Consider the following 20672-nt stretch of genomic DNA (forward strand, 5'->3'; position numbering starts at 1 on the left):
AGGCGTATGCGACTGGCGATGCATCGATGGATGGGGTTGCTGTGCACCGGGCTGCTGCTCGTGGGGTGTGGCGGGTCCTCGTCCGACGAGCCGCCGAAGCCGAAGCCGTCCACGCCCGTGTGGGCGGAGGACAACCCGCGCGAGTCCAATGACCTCCATCCGCGCCTGCGGGCCCATGCGGAGGCGGGCACCACCCTCCGGGTCTTCAAGGCACTGGGGTGCTACTCGCCGCTCATCGCGGAGCTCGCCGTGGACGAGTCCGGGCTCGTGGAGTTCTCGCCCACGGTGGAGGCGAACAGGACCACCACCTTCTCTCTCATCTCGGTCCGTGACGGGGTCACATCCTCCTGCTCCGAGACCTTCTACTACCACTCGGACACCGTGGCCCCCGAGGTCCCGAAGTGGTCCTCGAGCAACCCGAAGGCGTCCACGAAGAACGAGCTCACCCTGACGGTGACGGTGCGGTACGCCAACCGCGTGGAGCTCTTCGCCAGCGACGACTGCACGGGGACGGCGCTCGGGACGGCCACCGTGGGGACGTCGGAGCAGGTCAGCTTCCCGGTGACGGTGGCTCACGGCAGCACCACGTCCTTCACCACCCGGTCCGTGGACAGCGCCGGCAACTCGAGCGAGTGCTCGGCGGTCCACACCTTCTCCCATGACCTCCTGCCGCCCTCGCCGCCCGTGCTTCGCGGCGCGGTCCCCTCGCCGAACTCGTCGCGGACCTTCACCTTGATCGCCGCCGCGGAGCCGGGGAGCACGGTCTCCGTCTACAAGTCCACCGGCTGTTTCGGCGGTACCCTCGGCAGCAAGGCGGCGGATGACAAGGGAGAGGCGTCGTTCTCCGTCATCGCCGAATCCAACGGCCTGACCACCTTCTCCGCGCGAACGGTCGATATCGCGGGCAACGGCTCGTCCTGCTCGGAGGCCTTCGTCTACACCCATGACGGTATTGCTCCCGAGCCCGTGCGCTTCCTCTTCTCCCCGGAGTCGCCGGCCAACGACAACGCGCCCCTCCTCCAAGGCACCACCGAGCCGGGCGCCCGCGTGCTCGTCTTCACCGGGAGCGCCTGCGCGGGAGATCCGTTCGCCACGCCGCCCGTGAGCACGAGCGGCTCCTTCGAGGTGAAGCTCTCCGTGGCGGATGACACCTCCACCCCCTTCAGCGCCTACGCCATCGACCCGGCCGGCAACATGGGTGCGTGCGCCTCCACGCGCTATGTCGAGGACAGCATTCCGCCCGCGGCTCCGTCGGGCCTCGCGCTCTCACCCGGCTCGCCCAACGAGAGCAACACCGTCACCGTGTCCGGCACCTCGGTGCCGTCCCAGGTGCTCCTCTTCACGAGCGAGGGCTGCACGGGGACGCCCCTCGCGAGCTCCGCGCAGCTGTGGAGCGAGGGCGCCTTCTCCGTGTCCGCGACGGTGCCGGAGAACGCCACCACCTCTCTCTACGTGACCACGCGGGACGAGGCGGGCAACCGCTCGGAGTGCCGGGGGCCCCTGGTGTACATCGAGGACAGCCTGCCGCCGGACACCTCGAGCGCGAGGGTCGCGGACGGTCCCTCGGAGGACTTGCGCTACCAGCTCGTCTCCGACGTCTCCGAGGCCAACTGGACGGGCTTCACCGATGCGAATGGCGTCGTCCTGTACGAGTACCTGCTCGCCACGGTCTCCAGCTGTGATGCGTATTTCTCCAATACCCGGTCCACCACGACGCGGACGTCCGCGCGTCTCACCGGGCTCTCGCTCTCCCCGGCGGGGCGCTACTTCCACTGTGTCCGCGCGAAGGACTCGGCGGGGAACTGGACCCCGTTCGTGGTGTCCGATGGCTTCCAGGTGGACCTCTCCCCGCCCTCCGTGTCGGGCGTGCTCCCCTCGCAGGGCTCGGTGGACGTGGACATCCATGCACCCCTCCGCTTCACCTTCAGCGAGCCGGTGGACGTCTCCGGTGTGACCGCCGGCCTCCTCACGCTGGAGGTGGCGGGCGAGCGCGTGGAGACGACGGTGGCCTGTGAGACCTCGGGGACGAGCTGCACCTTCACCCCCTCCAGCCCGCTGCCCTACCGGGAGACGGTGCGCGCGACGCTGGCGGCGGCGGTGAAGGATCCGGCCGGGCGGGTGATGCAGTCGCCCGTCAGCGTCTCCTTCACCACGCGAGGCCGGGCGTGGCAGCCTCCGCGAGAGGTGCGGCCCACCCGGCCCGGGCTGCAACCGGACGTGGCGCTCGATGGGCAGGGCCAGGCGCTGGCCGTCTGGGTGCAGGGTACCTCCAGCGGGGCCTTCCGGCCCTTCGCCAGCCGCTCCGAGGCGTACGCGGGTTGGGAGCCGGCGCGGGAGCTGGACACCGTCCACCCGGGGGACGCGGAGCACCCGGCGGTGGCGGTGAATGAGTCGGGCTTCGGCGTGGCCGTGTGGGAGTTGCACGACGGTGCCCAGGTGGACCTCTACGCCGCCGAGTACACCCCTGGCACGGGCTGGGGCAGGCCGCACTTGCTGGAGAGCGGCGCCGGGCCCGTGAGCACGCCGAGGGTGGGCGTGGATGCGCAGGGCAACGTGCTCGTGGTGTGGCGGCAGTCGGATGGCACCGCGGAGAGCCTGTGGGCCACTCGCCTGGTGCAGGGCGGTGGCTGGAGCTCGCCGCTGCTGCTGGAGGCGGAGGCGGGGGCCACGTCGGTGCCGGCGCTGGCCGTGGAGAAGTCGGGCCAGGCGCTGGCGGCGTGGCTGCAACCGGACTCGGGGGGCAGCATGCGCGTGCGGGCCAGCCGCTTCGTCCCCGGCTCGGGATGGACGCCGCCGGAGCAGGCCGCGGACTTCGGCGCGGGTGCCTCGGTGGCCGCTGCCCTGAGCGCCAATGGCTCGGCGGTCCTCGTGTTCCGCGGGGCGGACCTGGCCTCGGGTGCTCCCAGCGTCCAGGCCTCCCGCTTCGTACCGGGCGAGGGCTGGAGCGCGGCCACCCTGTTGGGGAGCGCCACTTCGGGAGGGGACGAGCCCGCCGTCGCGATCGACCGGTGGGGCCGTGCGGTCGCCGCCTGGACGGCGCCGGGTGACGTCTCCGCCTCTCGTCTCTCCCTCCAGCGCTTCACGCCGGAGGATGGTTGGCAACCGGTGGAGGTGACGACGGGAAGGGCCAGCCAGCCCTCGGTGGCGGCGGACGGGCAGGGCAACTTCCACATCGTCTGGGTGGCGAACGTGAGCGGGGTGGATCGGGTGTACGCGGCCCGCTACCCCGAGGGCGCCACCGCGCTCGTCTACATCGGAGCACTCGAGCCGGCCCACGGTGGCACGTCCAAGCGGCCGAGGGTCCGAGCCAACGCCGCCGGTGCCGCCGTGACGGCGTGGTACCGGGACAACGGGGGTGGGTTCTCCAGCAATCTCGTCTACGCCGCCTCCTACGAGTAGGGGGGCTGTACCCCCGCGCGCCTCCCCTGGCCTAAGCTGGGGGGGCCCCCTCCTTGGATGCACCCCCCATGCAATGCTCGAACTGCGGCCACTCCGTCTCCGATGAAGCGCACAGCTTCTGCACCGAATGTGGCCAACCCCTGAATGTCCCGGAGGGTGACGCCACCAGCACCGGGGACGAGAGCTACGGCTCCGAGGACAACGCGGGGGACTACGACTACTCCGCCGATGGGCCCTATTCGTGGGAGGAGCCTCCGCCCCCCTCCCTGTTCGCGCGCATGGACGAGGCGCTCTCCAAGGTGCTCGCCCCCGTCAAGGACGTGGCCGGGCAGACCTGGGAGGCCATTCAGGGCGTGATGGACGACCCGCGTCTGCGCTCGCGCCTCCCGGGGGGCTCGCTGTCGCTGCTCGGCCTGGCGTGCGTGGGGCTGGCCCTCCTGCTCTCCGTCATTCCCTTCGTCGCGGGCATCGGGTTCATCGGCTCGGGAGTGATGCTCCTGGGCGGCTTGCTGGTGGCCATCAATGAGTGGCGCATCATCAGCCAGCCGGGGGCCCAGGAGTTCCGCACCTCGGAGGCTCGCACCCTGCCTCCCTCGCTCGAGAACCTCCCCGAGGAGACCCAGCACCCCGCCATCGCCCAGGCCTATGCCGCCCTCACCCTCACGCACGCCCTGCTGATGCTGGGCACCGGGCTCGTCTCCCTGCTGTGGCTGCTCGCCGCCTTCGTGCTCTGCTACGAGCAGGGACGCCGGTTCTTCGCCTCTCCGGAGGATGACTACGATCCGGACGCCGGGAGTCTCCGCCAGCGCTTGAACCGCTGGGTGGTGGTGGGCGCCGTCGTGTGCTCCTTCTCCCTGCTGCTGCCGTGGGCTCGCAGTCATACGCCCATGTTCGGGCTCTCCGGCGGCGAGCAGCCGCTCGCCACGTTCACCCAGCTCACCCTGGTGCTGCTCGCGTCCTTCGCCCTCCGCCACCGCGGGCTCTCGTCGCTGCACCCCATCGTGCTCGTCATCATGGCCGTGTGGCTCACGATGTGGTTCTTCCTGATGATGAGCCCCTATACCGTCGGCCCCTGGTTCTTCCTCCCGGGCCTGCTCACGCTCGACGCCGTCATCGGGCTCCACCTCTTCCAGCTGCGCAGGGGCTCGGGGTCGGAGCAGCAGGCCGAGGTCGCGTCCGACGTGGATTATCAGGGGTGAGGACCCGGTAGACCCTCACCCCGGCCCTCTCCCAGAGGGAGAGGGTGCTCGCAACCCGGGTACTCGCGATACCCTCACCCCGTCCCTCTCCCGGAGGGAGAGGGGTTGTGTTGTCTGGAGTTGTTGTTTGGGGGGCTGGTTGGTTGCTACGGCTGACGCTTCGTCCAGGTGCTCACCTCGGGCATGGCTCGCTCTCTCAGCGCCACGTCCTGGTCCAGCCGCTCCAGCGTCTGCCCGATGGCCTGCTTCGCCTCTTCCACTGGCTGAGACGTCAGCAGCTTCCTCGCCTCCTCGAGCTGCTTCCGCTCACGCAGCCCTCCCATCGACTCCACCACCCTCCTCAGCAGCATGGGCGCCCCTCCCGTCCTCGCCAGCACCTCCTTCCACCTCTTCTGCATCTCCGCCCACCACGCGTCCCGGCCCGTGCGGTTGCCCATCAGCCCCGTCACGAAGCTCGCCACGTCCTGCATCTTCACCTTGTCCGTGAAGAACAGCTTCTGCGCCTCCCCGGCCAGCGCCGGATCCTCGAAGGCCGTCAGCGCCATCAGGTAGCGCCGCTGCGTCGCCGGATCCGGCTCCGCCAGCATCTTCTCCAGCAGCTTCTCGTAGAGCGGCCGGTCTCCCGCCCGCGCCACCATGGCCACCGCCGCGTCCAGCAGGTTCGGCTCCAGCGCCGCCTTGTCCCCGTTCAGCATGCGCGTCACCCGAGGCCGGGCCTCCGCCAGCGCTTCCTTGCCGCGCGCCACCCCACCTACCGCCCGTACCAGCGCCGCGCGCCGCAGCTTCACCCGGTCCGACTCCCCCGGCGCCGAGTCCCACCCCAGCTTCTTCAGCCCCGCCCCCAGCAGCTTCTCCACCCACTGCTGGAAGCGCTTCTGCTCCTCGCCCTCCACCAGCCGGGCCTCCACGTACGCCAGCCGCCCCACCAGCTCGTCCAGCACCGCGTCGTCCTCTTCGTCTCCGAAGCGGCTGGCGAGCTCCAGGAAGGAGTCCACCGTCGCCTGTCCGCTGCGCGCCAGCGCCCACCGGTCCGCCAGCAGGGCGATGCGCTCCGCGGGCTCCAGCGCCTGGAGGTTCGTCGCCAGCCGCTCCAGCGCCTTGTCGTCGTACGCCACCCGGTAGAAGCCCGTGGAGCCCGCGTTGGCGCACAGCCACTTCACCTCGCCCGAGCCCTCCAGCGTCACCTTCGTCTGCGCCTCGCGCAGCAGCACGCGCTGCTCGCGCACCCCGCCGCCGTCCGCGTACCGCAGCACCACCGGCACCGGCCAGCGCTCACCACTGCGCACGCCCGGCTCCGAGTAGTACCGCTGCTGCGCCAGCGTCACCGTCCGCCCCTCCACCGAAGCTGACACCAGCGGGTAGCCGCTCTGGCCGATCCACGCGTTGGCCAGCTCCAGCACCGGCTGCGACGAGGCGTTGGCCAGCGCCCGCCACAGGTCGTCCGCCACCGCGTTGGATCGCGCGTGCTCGCGCATGTACTGGCGCATGCCCTCGCGGAAGGCGTTCTCGCCGAGGAAGCCTTCGATCATCCGCAGCACCGCGCCGCCCTTCTCGTAGGTGATGGCGTCGAAGCTCTCGCCCGCCTCGTTGGCGTTGCGCACCTCGCCGCGGATGGGGTGGGTGGAGCGCAGCGCGTCCAGGTGCAGCGCCGCCGCCTTCCCCGTGTCGAAGTCCAGCCACACCCGCCAGTCCGGCCGCCAGTCGTTGACGATCTTGTACGCCATCCACGTGGCGAAGGCCTCGTTGAGCCACAGGTCGTCCCACCACACCATGGTCACCCAGTTGCCGAACCACTGGTGCGCCAGCTCGTGCGTCACCACCTCGGCCACTCGCTTCTGCATGGACAGCGGCGCGGTGGCCGGGTCGAGCAGCAGGGCGATCTCCCGGTAGGTGATGAGGCCCGCGTTCTCCATGGCGCCGGCCTCGAAGTCCGGGATGCCCACCTGGTCCACCTTGCCGAAGGCATAGGGCAGCCCGAAGTAGTCCTGCAGCCGGGGCAGCGCCGCCAGCGCCGCGTCCTGGCCGAAGCGCGTCAGGTGCGCCTTCTCCGGCAGTGCCCAGGTGCGCACGGGAATGCCCTGCACCTTCTCCTCGGGCGTGCCCACCAGCGGGCCGCACACCAGCGCCACCAGGTACGAGCTGAGCACCTCCGTCTCCTGGAAGGTCAGCTTGCGCAAGGGGCCGTCCTGCTCGTCCTTCACCAGCGGCCCGTTGGCCAGCGTCGTCAGCCCCGGAGGCACCCGCACGGTGAGCGCCCAGCGCGCCTTGAAGGCCGGCTCGTCGAAGCACGGGAAGAGCCGCCGCGCGTCCGCCGCCTCGAACTGCGTCGCCGCCACCTTGCCCGCCGCGTACAGGCCCCGCAGGCCCTCGGTGAAGCGGCCCGTCCACGCCACGTCCAGCGCCGCCGCGCCCGCGGGGAGCTGCTCGCCGAAGCGCAGCACCACCGTCTCGCTCACCTGCACGGGGCGGATTTCGGCGGGCTTCAGGCTCTTGCCGTTGGCCCGGAAGGTCACCTCGCCGAGCTGCAGCGCATTGGCGTGCAGGATGAGCTCATTGGAGGGTTTTTCGAGCTCCAGCTCGACGGTCTGCTGGCCCGAGAAGGTCTTCGCCTCCATGTCGAGCGTCAGCGTCGCCGCGTACCGCCGGGGCCGGATGGAGAGGGGGAGTCGGAAGTTCTTGTCTTCGGTTACGTGCGCCATAGGGGGGCCGACTCTACCGGGAGAGCGGGCCGGCGCTCGGGTTCATGTGCGAGATCCCGGGGGCTGGCGTCCACCGGGTGACGGCCGGGCCACCCCCGGGGCGTTGAGTACCGGGCAGGGGAGTCACTTCGCCCGGGTGCACCGGGAGGCGTTCCGGGGCGGGTCGATGTCAGAGGCTTCCATAGGATCGTCTCATATGAATGGAATGACTGTGCCTCGCTTCGAGGTTGGGCGTGTTTTCCCTTGCGTCTCGCTGTGGTCCCTCTCCGTATGGCTCCTCGGAGGAGTGCTCGCCGCTGGCTGCCAACCGAGCGTTGATGCCTGGGATGGGCAGTTGAATCCGGGTATCGCCGGGCTCGAGACGGGGACCTCTCCATCCGATGGGGGCACCAGCCCGTCCGACGCGGGCACGACGGTGCTGGCGCAGGTGGAGGTTCGCAACCTCAAGCCGGACCTGATGCTCCTGGTGGACACGTCCGGTTCCATGACGGAGCCGGTGGAGCCATCGAGTTCGAGCTGCATCGTCAACGGTCAGACGTGTGGCCCGAACACCTGGCCGTGCGACACGTACCGTTGTCCCACGCGGTGGAGCTCGTTGCAGGCGGCGATGGCCTCCTTCCTCTCCGAGTACGGCGCGATGGCGCGCCTGGGGCTCGGAACCTATCCAGAGAACGCCTCGTGCGGCTCCACGACCCACCTGCGCGTCGGGCTGCCCACCTCGGACGATGAAACGACGCTGAAGAACAAGGCCTTCGATGTGATCGCCGCCATCCAGGGCATTCCCAACTCTGGGAGCAACATGCCCTCGGGCGGCACCCCCACGGGTCAGAGCCTCCGGTTCATGAGCTCCCTGCCGGACCTGCTGACGGCCGAGCGCGCCGACTTCGTGCTGCTGCTGACGGATGGCGTGCCCAACTGCAATGAGGCTTATCCGTATCCCTATCCGAGTCCCCAGTGCCAGTGCACGTTGAATCCCGAGTACGCGTGCACCTACGTGCCGTCGGTGGGCTGCCTGGACCAGGATGGTTCGATCGCCGCCATCCAGGAACTGAGGGACAGGGACATCCGGACCATCGTCGTCGGCTTCGGGGCGGAGACGGGGTCGAGCACGGGGCAGAGTGTGCTCAATGCCATGGCCGAGGCGGGAGGTTTCGCGCGCCAGTGTCAGCAGAGCTCGGATTGCGGCACGGGTGACACGTGCGACACCGCCACGGGATTCTGCGGGCGCCGCTTCTACCAGACCGGCAACCGGGCCGAGCTCGTGGCGGCGCTCCGGGCGGTCAGCGAGAAGTTGTCGAAGGAGTCCTGCCTCGTCCGGTTCGAGGTCTCGGCGGGAACGCCTCCCCAGGAGTCTCTCCAGGTCTCCCTGGATGGGACGGTGGTGGCGCCGGGGCCGGACTCGTGGAGCCTGACGAAGGAGGGTGTGCTCTTCACGGGCTCGGCGTGCCAGCGGATCCAGGCGGCGACGTCGACGGCACCGATGCACATCGAGGTGCGCGCGCTCCTCTAGCTCCGGACCCTCCTCGCGAGGCGTCAGCCTTCCGGGCGCGCTTCGCGCGAACTGGTCCGACTGTCGGACCAGTTGGGCGAGCTCGCGTCCGGAGGCCGCTCCTCGTGTCTCGGTCCGTGTGACTTGATGAATAGCGCACGTCCTCCCACCGCGAGAGGTGGTATACGGAGAGGGGAGGCGCTTGCACATGGCGGACAAGTCACTTTGGAAGGGTGGACGGTTGGGCGCATTCCACCTCGGCCGACGGTACAAGGGCGTCGGGGCGGACCTGGGCCGCCTCTACGAGGCTCACAATGTCCGCACCGGTGTTTCCGCCCTGGTGCTGATGCCTGACCCGCGCGCTGGGTGGGACCCCGCGGAAGCGTGGCGGGTGAGTGCTTCCTCGCAGGTGGAGCCAACGCCTCATCTCGTGCTGGAGGTGGAGCAGGCTCCCGCCTCGGGTCAGTTGCCGGAACTGTCGGCCATGCTCGACCTGCTGACGAGCGCGGTGGAGCAGGTGGAAACGAAGGACGAGGTGCGCACCCATCTGACTCGCGAGCCGATCGGGCTGTGGCGCAGGTGGGCGGGGCGTTCGCGTCGGCTGGTGCGCTCGCGGTGGACACCGGTGGCCGCTGGCCTCGCCACGGTGGCGGTGGGTGTGGCGCTGTGGTTGCGCATTCAGGCCCCCGGGAACCAGGAGCGAGCAGCGTCCGGTTTGGGCAATGAGGATCTGTTCCTGGCCAACGCGCCGCGCAAGATCGCCAGCAGCGACACGGGCACTGCGGGCATCGCCTACCCCCTGCCATCCAAGCCCTTTCGAGATCAGGCCAGGCCTCCGTGCAAGGCTGGCAGGAGCGGTAAGAGCGAGGTGGAGATCAACGGCGGGTGCTGGGTGGAACTCGCGAGGCGCCCTCCCTGCGAGGATGACGACGCGGAGTACCAGGGCAAGTGCTACCTGCCGGTGGGGGAGCGGGCCCCCTTGCCTCGGTCCATCCAGCAGTAGTTCGACCTGCTTGCATGTCCTGGGAAGTTGTGTTGTGGTGGTGACCGCAGAAGTCACCCCACGGAATCCACTGACTGCCAGCAGTGGCCCGTGTCAGCGATTTGCGAAACGACGGCGTCCCGCGTCGTGGCGGGATTCCATCGGCAACGCCCCCGAGATGCCTGGCAGCTCTCGGCGGGCGTTGTTTTTTGGTGGGACGTGACAAGGATTGCCGAGCAGTCCTCCAGGGTCGGGCGGAACCAGGCCGGGAGGGAAGCCGCCGTACGGCGCCGCCTGTCCAAGAAGCTGGGGGAAGTGGCCCGAGCCGCGCGGGTCCAGGCGGGCCTGACCCAGGCGGATGTGGCCGAGCGCATCGGTATGTCCGCGGAGGTCTACGGCCGCTTGGAGCGAGGGTTGATGTTGCCCAGTGTCCCCTCCTTGTGGCGCCTGTGTCTGACGCTCCGGATTCCGGCGGACCACCTGCTCGGGTTCGCTTCGGAGCAACCTCCCCAGTGGGCGCTCGAGCCTTCCTCTGAACGGGATGGCGCTCAGGTGCGGAGGTTGATGCGCTCGGTGCGCAAGCTCAAGGCATCCCAACTCCGGACGCTGAGCCTCATGGTGGCCACGCTCCAGCGGGAGGCGTGAGTCCGGCTGGCCTGTGCATCATCTTCCCGTGGACTCGGTGGCAATCAACAAGTGCGCGGGATTGCCTGCGGAGTATATCGAGCGGCTGCGCCGGGAAGAGTAGGACAACACTTTCCCGATTCTTATATGAAGACTGCCCGCCCCAGAGAACTGGCGCGGGCAGTTGTTGCTCAGGGAAGCTGCTTGGTTCTTGAGCAACGATTCAGTCCGGCTCGGTTCAGTGGGTCCTGCAGCAGATGGCTTCGGCTCGCACAGTCCCGGTTTCGGTTGAGGGGCCGGAAATGATGCACACGTAGGCCTGCCTCCCTCCGCTCGCCGTGATGGTCCCCGAGGTTCCGGCAGTAGCAGCATTGACAATGGTGCATGCTCCGCCAGTGACGATCTCACCGGAATTACAATAAGCCCACGAGCCCGACGTGAAGGATTTGGCGGTCGAATTCGCCCCGAGGCGCTGGGTACACCCGGCGAAGCCTCCTGTGGGTCCCGGAGGGCCCTGGGGGCCTTGGAGTCCCTGAACTCCGTTGCACAGGTACTTCGTCAGAGTCCAGTCAACCTCCGAGATGTCAAGCACGCCATTACGGTTGGAGTCGGCGCCCAGTTCCAGCTTCGTACCGCCCGCGGCGCAGTTCGTTCCCGCGGTCTCGGGGGTGGTCTTTGCCAGGGTCGCCAGCCCCGTAGAACCTTGGGGACCGGTGCTCCCCGCCGGGCCCTGGGGACCGATGCTGCCCGCCAGGCCCTGGGGTCCTTGGGCTCCCTGTGGACCTGCCGGGCCAGTCTCACCCCTGTCTCCCTTCGGACCTTGAGTCCCCAAGGTGATTTCAAAGGCGTCGTTCTGCGTGGAATCCGAACCGGCTGATACCGTCAGGCGGTATGAGCCAGGCTGGAAGGTGGGTGCTTCGGCGACTACAAAGCCGCTCGCGTTCTGCCGGACCAACAATGAAAACCCAGCCAACTGAACGGCGGGCGCGGAAGTGCCGAAGTTTTGCCCATAGATGTAGAGGAAGATCTTTCCTTCCGTCGTCTTGTATTCAATCTCGACATTCTTGACGTCCAATTGTTGTGGACTCGTCTGGGCGTGAGCTACGCCAGATTCGAGAAGGCCAAATAGCAGGCCGCCCAATGCGATGGACTTGGACGCAATCCTCCCCATGTGTGAATGATATTTCATTCTGTGAACTCGCTTGCCTGGTGTTTGTTGGAATTGGGAGTGTGTTTCGTTGGGGTGCAAACTTTGGCCTTGCAAGGGGTGCCGCCCAGACACGCTCCAATCACGTGCGAACAGACTCTACCGTTGGGTTTGAGGGATTGTCTCGGGCAGGCAGGCAGCAAAGCTCAAGGCAGGCATGCTGGCTCCCCGAGGCGGTTCTCAACCAGGGATGCGGTCGCGGTGGAATCAGGGGAGAGGGTGCTTGGGCAACGAGGGAACCATTGATTTCAGCTTCCCAGAGTCGGTGAACGCCCAGCCCGCTGATGCCCTCACCGCTCGCGGGAAGTCGCTGCCTGCGGCTGACATAACCGTCCCTCTTGGCAGGAAGGGGCGGCTCAGTCGTCCCGCTCGATCTGTCGGTCCCCTGTGATGTGTTCCAGCGTGTCCGGCTGCCTGGAGGCCGCGCGGCTCCGGGCCGGAGCACCCTGTCTCCAGCCCAGAGCCACTCAGGACCTCAGAACAGCGTCAGCCCGTTCACCCAGATGTCGTACGGGCCCACGCCCCAGGTGTCCGTGCGGATCTCCGCGTAGTCCACCTTCGAGAAGGTGGGCGAGCCGCTGGCGGTGCGCATCCAGCCGCTGCCCCCGGCGAGCGGAAGCTCCACGTAGACCCACTCGTCCGGCGAGGTGGGCAGCAGAGCGCTGGCACGGTGAGGCTGCACGCCTTCACCTTCGCCTCCAATCACTTCCACCTGTTGGTGTGGGCACGAGGGGCAGCGCTCGCCTCCTTCATGCAATACCTGCGAGCCAACCTGTCCAAGAAGGTGGGGCGGTTGGTGGACTGGAGTGGTGGCTTCTGGGAGAGGCGCTACTCGGCGGAGCCGGTGCGGGATGACGAGGCGCCGGTGGGCCGGCTGCGCTACGTGCTGGCCCATGGAGTGAAGGAGGGGCTGGTGGACAGGAGCTCCGAATGGCCGGGCCTCACGTGCCTGCCACAGCTGCTGGGGCCAGCCAGGCGGCTCTTTCGGTGGTTCAACTGGACGAAGCGCTGGAGCAAGAGGGGGAGCGAGGACATGGGAGGCGCGCAGGGGTGGGCCGAGCCGGTGGAGTTGGAGGTGGCACCGCTGCCGTGCTAGAAGGGACTGGGTGAGCAGGAGCGGCAGCGCGCGGTTGCTACCAGCCGACGGGCCCCGTAGGGCGAACCACCTGACCTCCCACGTAGTCCTCGGGCCCCTTTGCCCGCTGATCACGATGGCCGATCCCGTTGATCACGATGGGCCGACGCGCGCAGACGGAGGCGGGCCGAAGCTACAGCCAGCCCAAAGGCGGAACCCATCCGGGTAGCGTGGCGGTAAGGCTTCAACTGGCAAACCCTGGCGCCGAGTGCGTGCACCGGGCCAAGTCGAGCACCGATTCCGAAGTCAACCGAGCACCGATTCCGGGGCGGTCGAGCACCAGCACGGGGTCAGGTGGGTTCATCGCTCGGTCCCTGTAAGTCCGCTCCACGACTGGCGGGAGCGGCCTTCCAGGAACCTCGGTGGGGCCGAAGGAGCGGGAGGGGAGGGAGCCGCAGCCAGCGGTGCTCGACCCTACTGGAACGAGTGCTCGACTTGGCCGGAATACGCAGCCGAGCCCTGGACAGCGGCGGGGGCTGTGTTGAAGGACTCGGCGGGCGCGGAGGTGGAGCTTTCAGCGTGGCAAGAGTCGGCCATCGCCCCGGTGCCTTGGGCTTTGTCGTGGTGGGTACCGAGAGGGAACCGGGGCAACTCGGCTGCCCCTGCACCCTCAAGCTGTGGGAAGCGCAGGGGCCCCGCACCGTCACCCTCGGGAACGTCACGTTCCCGCCTGTAGAGCAAGACGCAGCGCGCGAGTAGTGCCGCCGCCCCATCCGGCCCGAGGAGAGGCCAACCCACCTGATGGGTTTTCAGCACCTCACCAGACCCGACGGCTTGACCTGGCTGTCAGCCGCTTTCTGTAATCGACGGGTTTGGGCTTCCAGTTCGGGCGGCTCGCCCGGAGAGGTGCGGCAATGTCTAGGCATTCTGTCGATACTCGCCCCGTGGACACACGGCGCCCCTTGCGCGTGGGTGCGCTGGCGCTGGCGGCGCTCATGCTGGTTACAGCCTGCGCCACGGGAGCCCCCATGGGCGCGGCATACCGTTCCCCCCCGAGCGTGCCGCACGACTCGCCCGAACCGTGGGCGCTGGAGTCGGAAGCCGAGAGTGGGGGCCGGGAAGAGGCTATCTTTACCAAGCTGCCAACGGACTTCGCGCCGGTGCAGGTGAGTGACGCCGAGTTTTCGGCGGCCATGGCGAACCTTTGGCTTCACATGCCGCTTCGGGTAGCCGCGTCCCGCCCCCCTCTGTATGTCGGGCGTAGGTTGACGTTGGCTTCCGCGCCCGTGAGCGGCGAAGCGTGGCAATCAGACCTGGCCCGATCCTATGGGCATTTTTGCGAGCGGTGCGGCACTCCAGGTGATTGCCTGACTCTGTTTGAAGACGGGCCCCGCATTCAGGATGACGACAAGCGAAGCCTTGCGCTCGCCCTGGCGGTGGGTCCTGCCCTGGAAGGCGTAAGCGCGGAAGTACGGGCCATGCTCGACCCAACGCGAATGCTCGCGATGATCAGCATTAGCATCACGGTTTATATGGCGCTGCTGTTGGCGCCAGTGCCCGAGCCGATAACGAAGGGCGCGGCCCTGGTGTTTAGTGCCGCCCTGTGGGGTTACCTCGGTTATGAATTCTTTGATTTGCTGCGGGCCTATGCGCGGCTTTACGAAGATGCGCCCCGGGCCTCCACCTTTGCGGAACTGCGCGAGATTGGCGAGCGTTTCGGGCGTGTCATCGGCCCCAACAGTGTGCGAATTCTCGTCATCGTGGGGACGGCAGCCATTGGTGAAACGGTGGCCCTTGCTTCCAAGGCCCCAAAGCTCCCCGGATTCGCGCAAGCGTCGGAGAGAGTCGCGGCTAATACCGGCTTGGGCCTGCTGGAGACGGCAACCGGAGCCGAGCGCCTTATTGCCTCTGTGCCCGAGGGGACGATCCGCGTGGTGTTGGCGCCTCATGCCGTTGCCATGACTGCCCGGGGCGTTGGCGCTGGGAGTCCTGCGCCGAGTCGGGGGAAGTTCCTGCCGAACGGACACAGGGCGTGGGGGTCGTTCAGTGGCTTTAGAGCAGCAATGGGATCAGCAGGCAATGGGAATGAATGGCATCACATCGTCGAGCAAACTCCGGGGAACGTGAAGCGGTTTGGAGGCGAGGCACTTCACAACACCGGGAATGTCATGCGACTAGGCAAGGCCCTGCACATCCGGATAAGCTCCATTTACTCAACGATTCGTGTGGATATTACTGGTTCGACAACGATAACCGTGCGTAAGTGGCTCAGCACTCAATCTTATGAGGCGCAGTTCGCATTCGGATTGCGTGCGTTGGCGAATGTAAAAAGCGGAGTGTGGTGATGGATTTTGAAAATATCGTGCAAGATTTTGCACATCACGTACAGGCTCAAACTGAGGCGACTTGGCGGGGAGACGCGAAGACCGGAAATAAGCATGCAAAAAAAGCGATTGCCGCATTCACGAAGCTGCGTTCCATCGGCGATGCGGGGCGCGATGCGCTCGCGGTGTTGTTCTCACATCCTCGCATGGACGTGCGAGTAATGGCTGCCGTGTTCCTGCTCCGCCATCGGACGGCAGAGGCTAAAGCAGTTTTGGAAGAGGCAGCAAAAGGGCAAGGGTTGGTTCCGTTCGGAGCTTCCGAAGCCTTGAAGCGATGGGAAGAGGGCACTTGGGCCCTGGACCCTGCCGAGGATGATGCAGGGTCCTCAGAAGAACCCCGCCCGGCACCGCCGACTAAGCGCGGCCGACCACGCACGGAGCGCGCCGCGCCTGACAAACGGAGGGGGAGCAAGCGGGACAAACGCGGCGGTTGATCTTGAGAAGAGCGCGCTAGAGCCGGGAAGGCGAAGCTCGGGCCGGTGGAGGCCACCAGGGCACGGCATTAGTAGGCTACGGTATCGGCGCCAGAAGCCAGGACGAGGGGCGAAGGGCTCGCCACTTGTCACCCGGCGAGGGGTCCAAGGGGACCAAAAAAGGACCAAATCGAACGGACGCGCTTGGACTCGCCCGGACAGATGGGAGCCCCATTTTCAGAGGGAAAACGGGGGGTGTGCCTCTGGGCCCGAGTGGGGGCGGATCCGCCGTTAGCGGCTTCGATTCCCGCCACCTCCACATTCAGAATCCTGCGCCTGCCTCCACACCGAGGGCAGGCGAGCGGTTTCGTGTCGTGATGGACCGTGGGAGTAGCCCGCTCTACGACGGGCCTTACGAGGCGCCTTCGTCATCCGGCTCGAGGATGTCGATGCTGACGAGACCCGCGAGATTCTCGGCTCAAGCGGTGGCCTTGTGCCGTGCCTGCTCTTCCGCGTAGAGCGCCCGCTCCTCCGCGAATGCCTTCGCCACGCTCGGCCGGTCCCGCAGGCGCGCGAAGTAGGCGCTGATCGCCGGCCACTTCTTCAGGTCGATTGGCGTCACCACGGACCAGTTCAGGACCGTGAACAGGTACGCGTCCGCGACGCTGAAGCGGTCGAGGAGGAACTCGCGGCCGTTCAGGTGCTTCTCCAGATGGGAGAGGCGGGACGTCCCCTTCTCCAGCGCGTAGGCCTTCGCGCCCTCGGGGGCCTTCGCGTCGAGGAGCGGCCCGAAGAGCGCCTTGTGCAGCTCGGTCCCGATGAAGCACAGCCACTCGTGCAACCGGGCGCGCTCCATGCGGTCCGTCGGCGCGAGCTTCGCCCCGGGGAAGAAGTCGGCCACGTACTGAAGGATCGCCGCGTTCTCCGTGAGGATGTCGCCGTCATCGGTGCGGAGGGTCGGGACGAGGCCGAGCGGATGGATGTCCCGGAAGTCCTTCCCGTCGCGCGTGAGCTTCGTCTTCGGGTCGACCTCGATGAACGTGGCGTCCTCGCCTGCCTCGTGGAACGCGATTCGGGCCGCCATCGAACAGGCCAGGGGCGAATAATAGAGTTGCATGGCATTTCCTCCAGGGGGTCTCGTTCCGTTCGCCGGAACGAGCGTTACTCTGCGCATCCCGGGGTCATGCGTCCAACGCATCCTTGGCATAGACTCGATGCATGAACGACATTGCTCCCCCTCCGAGCCCCCGCCTCGACGTGCGCGACCTTCGCGTCGTGCTCGCCCTGGCCTCCGCCGGCACCACGGCGCAGGCCGCGTCCGTGCTGCACCTCACGCAGCCAGCGGTGAGCCGTGCGCTCCTCGCGGCGGAGGACAAGCTCGGCACGCGCCTCTTCGACCGTACGCCTCGCGGACTCGTCCCCACCGCGGCGGGGCAGCGCCTCGTCACCGGCGCGACGCGCCTTCTGGTGGAGATGGGCGACCTCGAGCATCTCGTGCGCGCGCCGGTGGCTCCGCCCACGCGCCTCCGCCTCGTCTGCGAGTGCTACACCGTCTACCACTGGCTCCCGTCCACGCTCATGAGACTGCGCAAGAGCCTGCCGGAGCTCGAGGTCGCGCTGGCGGTGGAGCACACGTACGCTCCCGTCGCGGCGCTCGAGGCCGGGGAGATAGACGTCGCGCTCGTCACGACGTCGGTGGTCCCTCGCGGCAGGCTCGAGGAGCGTCGGATCTTCTCCGATGAGGTCGTGTTCATCATGTCGGCGTCGCACCCGCTCGCGGCGCGCAAGACGCTCACGCCCGAGGACCTCCGCGAGAACACGCTCCTCATCGGGCAGGGCGCGCCGGCGGAGTCGCACTGGTTCATGGCGAGCGTGTTCGGCCGGTCGAGGCCGAGGCTTCGCCTCGAGCGGCTGCCGCTCACGGAGGCGATCCTCGACGTGACACGTGCGGGCATGGGCGTCGCGGTGCTCTCCGAGTGGATCGCCAGCCCGCACCTCGGCAAGGGGGAGCTCGTCGCGAAGCGTCTCGCGTCGGGGCCTCTTCTGCGACCCTGGCGCCTCGCGTGGCGGCGGGAGAGCGATGGCGCCGCGCTCCGCCTCCTGTCCGCGCTCGAGGCCACGGCGCCCCGAGGGCTTCTGGCTGGCTGAGGAGCGGATGGGCCCTATCGCTCCTCCGGGTCATGGGCTGGAGGCGAGGTACTCGGAGACTTCGACCAGATTGGCATCCGGGTCTCGAAAATACACCGAGAGGATCGGACCGGTCGCACCCGTGCGGCGTAGGGGGCCCTCGATGATCGGAACGCCCACCGCGCCGAGATGTTCCACAACATCCGTCATGGGCGTCCGGGTAATGAGGCAGATATCGATGGCGCCGGGCGTTGGCGACTCGGCCTTGGGCTCGAAGGTCTTGCCCACCTCATGCAAGTTGAACTTCTGATTGCCAAAGGCGAGCGCCTTGCGTCCCTCGCCAAAGGTGACGACTTCCATCCCCAACACCCGCGAATAGAACGCGCAGGTGCGCTCGATGCTGTGGACGGTCAGTACGAGGTGGTCGATCCTGTCGATACGCATGTGATGCTCCCTTTTCCTCGTGTGTCATCTCGACGCGCCATCGAGTCGAGTCGGCAATGCGCTCCGGGAGACATGACGAATGGTTGAGGGGAGAGAGCCGAAGGCGCAATCTCGATTCGACAGTCGACATGATGGGTCTTCTCACGCCCGCTCGAGAAGACGCGCTGACGCGGGTATCCCTCACCGCGGTGGGCTTCACTCCATGGGCGAGGATGTAGCGCGGTCGCCCCACCAACCCGTCTGGTACATGCTGCGCTGGGGCTTGCGCGCTGGTACAGCCAACCAGCCAGGCGGTCTGGTTCCCGCGTCTTCTTGACCGTGACGCATGAGAACACGCACCCCGTTGGGTGCTGTCACGTACTCCAACACCCGGCGCCTGCCTCTACATCCGACACAGGCGAAGAAATACAGTGCGAACGTCTTGCGCAGCAGCCCGGCTCAATCCAGTCGCGGCGTCCGCTCCTCCTTCGGTTCCGCCTTCGCTGCTGCCTCAGGCGGCGGGCTCTCTTCTTGCGGCTTCGGCTCCGCACTCGCTCGAGGGAGCATCTCCTCGCTTCGACATGTCCGCCCACCGGATTGACGTGTCAATCCGCCGGGCCGACATACCCCCGCTCCCGGGATGCAGGACTACCGCCGCTCTGTGGAGCCCTAGGCCACGGGCAGGCACGCGGCTTGCTGACGCACGTGAGCCCTTTTCGAGGGGCATGCCGTCGCACCGACCACCGCAATCGAAGCAAGGAGAACGAATTCATGTCGACCCGTATCAACGTCGCGAAATCACCCGCTCTGCTGCGCAAGATGCTCTGGGGGGGTCTGCTGGTGGGGCTCATGGGGCCGCCCGCCGCGAGCGCGCTGCCGGCTGGCGGGCAGAACAGCCAGATCGATTGGACGCAGTCCGAGTTCTCGGGAGTGGCTCGTCCCGAGGCGCTATCCCTCGCAGAGCTGAAGACATATCACGAGGATCGCAGCTACGTCCGGAGCCTGGTGAAGCCGGACGTCGCCACGAGCCTCGACTACTCGGACCCGCGGATGTTCCGGTTCGTCCTCGCCCGCCTGAAGATGGCCGGGAAGACGCCGCAGACGGCGCCCCGTCTCTTTGCCCTCATCAACCAGCGGCGAGCCGCCGATCAACTGCATCCGCGAAAGACGGAGCGCACACAGACGCTCACGGCCACCCGGACGCCCCAGCACTTCATCAACTCGACCAACTTCCTCACCGAGAGCAGCCCGTACATGGAGGCCAACGCGCTGGTCACCTACCCCGGCGTGGCCAACTACCTCTATGTCGACAGTGCCAGCTGGGACAACAACGACACCGCCCTCGGGGCGATGGCGTACGCCGAGAAGTACAGTGGCTCCATCGTGAGGTCGGTGGCGGTCGGGGACATCACTCTCACCAGCGCGCTGGATTACGTGGTGGACTCGTACTCTCTCATCGACTCGGCCACGGGCCTGCAGGAGACCTACACCCTCCGCGAGAACAACAGGAGGTGCCAGTTCGACCTGTCCACACTGAATATCACCGACCCCGTGAACACGACGGGCGGACAGTGCGTGGACATCTGCCTGAACCGGACCTGGACGGGTGATTGCGACTACGACCTGACCGGAACCCCGTGGGCGTTGAAGATCCCCTTGTCCGGCTCCATCGGCATCTCCTTCAACAACCCCAACTGCGTCTTCGATGCCAACAGGATCGCGCAGTACCAGAACGGAAGCGTGACGCCTCCGGGAAACATCAAGGTCGTGTTGACCAACGTGGGAGGCGGCTGCGACGTGGACAGCAGCAATGCCCTGTCCACCCCGATGCAGAACTTCTGGCAGCACGTCACGCTCTCCCCTGACGGCAAGACGCTGAGCTGGAATCTCACGGGCGCGGACGCGGCGCTCTTCGACCCGAGCTGTCGGCAGGTCCAGGACCAGCTGGATCTCACCATGATTCTGGGCATTCCGATGAAGCAGGGAGCCGTTGAGATTCCGCCCCGTCCCATCGTCATCAGCAACGATCCAGACTCCCAGGCCACGGACTACCAGTTGCCGTGCATGACCATGACGAACAGCTGCCTCGCCGAAGGCACGAAGGTGCAACTGGCCGACGGCCGCAGGGTGCCCATCGAGTCCATCCGGATCGGCGACAAGATCTTCAACCCCTTCCACCCGGGCGCCCAGGAGCTCACCGTGACCGACATCGCCAAGGGCTTCGAGACCGTGCCCATGGTTCGCATCAAGGACAAGGCTGGGAGGGAGCTGCTGATGACGGAGATGCACCCCATCGCCACGGTGGACCGGGGCATGGTGCAGGCCCGGAAGCTGCGCGTGGGAGACAAGGTCCAGACCCAGACCGGCATCAGCCCACTGGTGAGCGTCACCCGCGAGCCGTTCGGCGGAAAGGTGCACAACCTCAAGGTCGGCTCGAACGAGGAAGCCCTGAAGCTGGGCCCGGATCAGACCGTGGTGTACGCGAACGGCTTCCTCGTCGGTGACGGGCAGATCCAGCAGAAGTACGAGTCCGCCGAGCAGAATGCCAACGCGAGGCTCGACATGCGCACGCGTGTGGACAAGCGCTGGCGCCAGGACTACGTGAAGAGCGCCACCCGGTAGGTGCGCGGGCTCCCCTCGACCGGTAGCGC

General features: G+C 67.3%; 14 protein-coding genes and 1 pseudogene. 10 read left to right on the forward strand and 5 right to left on the reverse strand.

The features are described from left to right. Positions 1-6: 6 nt before the first annotated feature. Together JRI60_RS05230 and JRI60_RS05235 are read left to right on the forward strand one after the other, a co-directional pair. On the forward strand, positions 7-3399 hold the full coding sequence (locus JRI60_RS05230; RefSeq protein ID WP_204224763.1) for an Ig-like domain-containing protein: 3393 nt from the start codon (positions 7-9) through the stop codon (positions 3397-3399). 68 nt (positions 3400-3467) lie between these two features. Beyond that, entirely contained in the window at positions 3468-4598 is a 1131-nt protein-coding gene (locus JRI60_RS05235; protein WP_204224764.1) for a zinc ribbon domain-containing protein, read from the forward strand. A gap of 146 nt (positions 4599-4744) precedes the next feature. On the opposite strand, the gene JRI60_RS05240 is transcribed toward JRI60_RS05235, so the two are convergent. Next, the gene (locus tag JRI60_RS05240) at positions 4745-7297 is read right to left on the reverse strand and encodes a M1 family metallopeptidase (RefSeq protein WP_204224765.1); all 2553 of its coding nucleotides are present in this window, start codon (positions 7295-7297) and stop codon (positions 4745-4747) included. 334 nt (positions 7298-7631) lie between these two features. Here JRI60_RS05240 and cglB point away from each other — a divergent pair, with 334 nt between their 5' ends. The 3 genes from cglB to JRI60_RS05255 all read left to right on the forward strand — a co-directional run bounded on the left by cglB (position 7632) and on the right by JRI60_RS05255 (position 10413). Continuing rightward, positions 7632-8807, forward strand: a complete 1176-nt coding sequence (cglB, locus tag JRI60_RS05245) for an adventurous gliding motility lipoprotein CglB (protein ID WP_204224766.1) — start codon at positions 7632-7634, stop codon at positions 8805-8807. Positions 8808-8994: 187 nt separating this feature from the next. Continuing rightward, positions 8995-9789 (forward strand): hypothetical protein, encoded by a 795-nt coding sequence (locus JRI60_RS05250; protein WP_204224767.1) that lies wholly within the window; start codon positions 8995-8997, stop codon positions 9787-9789. Positions 9790-9987: 198 nt separating this feature from the next. After that, on the forward strand, positions 9988-10413 hold the full coding sequence (locus tag JRI60_RS05255; protein WP_343213395.1) for a helix-turn-helix domain-containing protein: 426 nt from the start codon (positions 9988-9990) through the stop codon (positions 10411-10413). 217 nt (positions 10414-10630) lie between these two features. Here the strand turns inward: JRI60_RS05255 and JRI60_RS55050 are convergent, their stop codons facing one another. Together JRI60_RS55050 and JRI60_RS05265 are read right to left on the reverse strand one after the other, a co-directional pair. Beyond that, a complete protein-coding gene (locus tag JRI60_RS55050) occupies positions 10631-11581 on the reverse strand; it encodes a DUF7151 family protein (protein ID WP_204224768.1) in 951 nt (316 codons plus the stop codon). Between the two features lie 493 nt (positions 11582-12074). Then, positions 12075-12281, reverse strand: a complete 207-nt coding sequence (locus tag JRI60_RS05265) for a hypothetical protein (protein WP_204224769.1) — start codon at positions 12279-12281, stop codon at positions 12075-12077. Here JRI60_RS05265 and JRI60_RS05270 point away from each other — a divergent pair. The 3 genes and pseudogenes from JRI60_RS05270 to JRI60_RS05280 form a co-directional block, all read left to right on the forward strand. Further along, the gene (locus JRI60_RS05270) at positions 12270-12695 is read left to right on the forward strand and encodes a transposase (protein WP_239470360.1); all 426 of its coding nucleotides are present in this window, start codon (positions 12270-12272) and stop codon (positions 12693-12695) included. The two genes, JRI60_RS05265 and JRI60_RS05270, sit on opposite strands and share 12 nt — an antisense overlap. A gap of 893 nt (positions 12696-13588) precedes the next feature. After that, entirely contained in the window at positions 13589-15019 is a 1431-nt protein-coding gene (gene sitA5, locus JRI60_RS05275; RefSeq protein WP_430384367.1) for a SitA5 family polymorphic toxin, read from the forward strand. Next, positions 15019-15363: pseudogene (locus JRI60_RS05280) on the forward strand (DUF2019 domain-containing protein); the annotation flags it as partial. The gene sitA5 and the pseudogene JRI60_RS05280, both read left to right, overlap by 1 nt. Positions 15364-15949: 586 nt before the next feature. Here JRI60_RS05280 and JRI60_RS05285 read toward each other — a convergent pair. Beyond that, positions 15950-16588, reverse strand: a complete 639-nt coding sequence (locus JRI60_RS05285; RefSeq protein WP_204224772.1) for a glutathione binding-like protein — start codon at positions 16586-16588, stop codon at positions 15950-15952. 101 nt (positions 16589-16689) lie between these two features. Here JRI60_RS05285 and JRI60_RS05290 point away from each other — a divergent pair, with 101 nt between their 5' ends. Then, entirely contained in the window at positions 16690-17619 is a 930-nt protein-coding gene (locus JRI60_RS05290; protein ID WP_204224773.1) for a LysR family transcriptional regulator, read from the forward strand. A gap of 30 nt (positions 17620-17649) precedes the next feature. On the opposite strand, the gene JRI60_RS05295 is transcribed toward JRI60_RS05290, so the two are convergent. Further along, positions 17650-18042 (reverse strand): VOC family protein, encoded by a 393-nt coding sequence (locus JRI60_RS05295; RefSeq protein WP_204224774.1) that lies wholly within the window; start codon positions 18040-18042, stop codon positions 17650-17652. Positions 18043-18792: 750 nt separating this feature from the next. Here JRI60_RS05295 and JRI60_RS05300 point away from each other — a divergent pair. Next, the gene (locus tag JRI60_RS05300; protein WP_204224775.1) at positions 18793-20643 is read left to right on the forward strand and encodes a Hint domain-containing protein; all 1851 of its coding nucleotides are present in this window, start codon (positions 18793-18795) and stop codon (positions 20641-20643) included. Positions 20644-20672: the final 29 nt, after the last annotated feature.

Origin of the sequence: Archangium violaceum, from assembly GCF_016887565.1 — a bacterium.
Classification (GTDB): domain Bacteria; phylum Myxococcota; class Myxococcia; order Myxococcales; family Myxococcaceae; genus Archangium; species Archangium violaceum_B.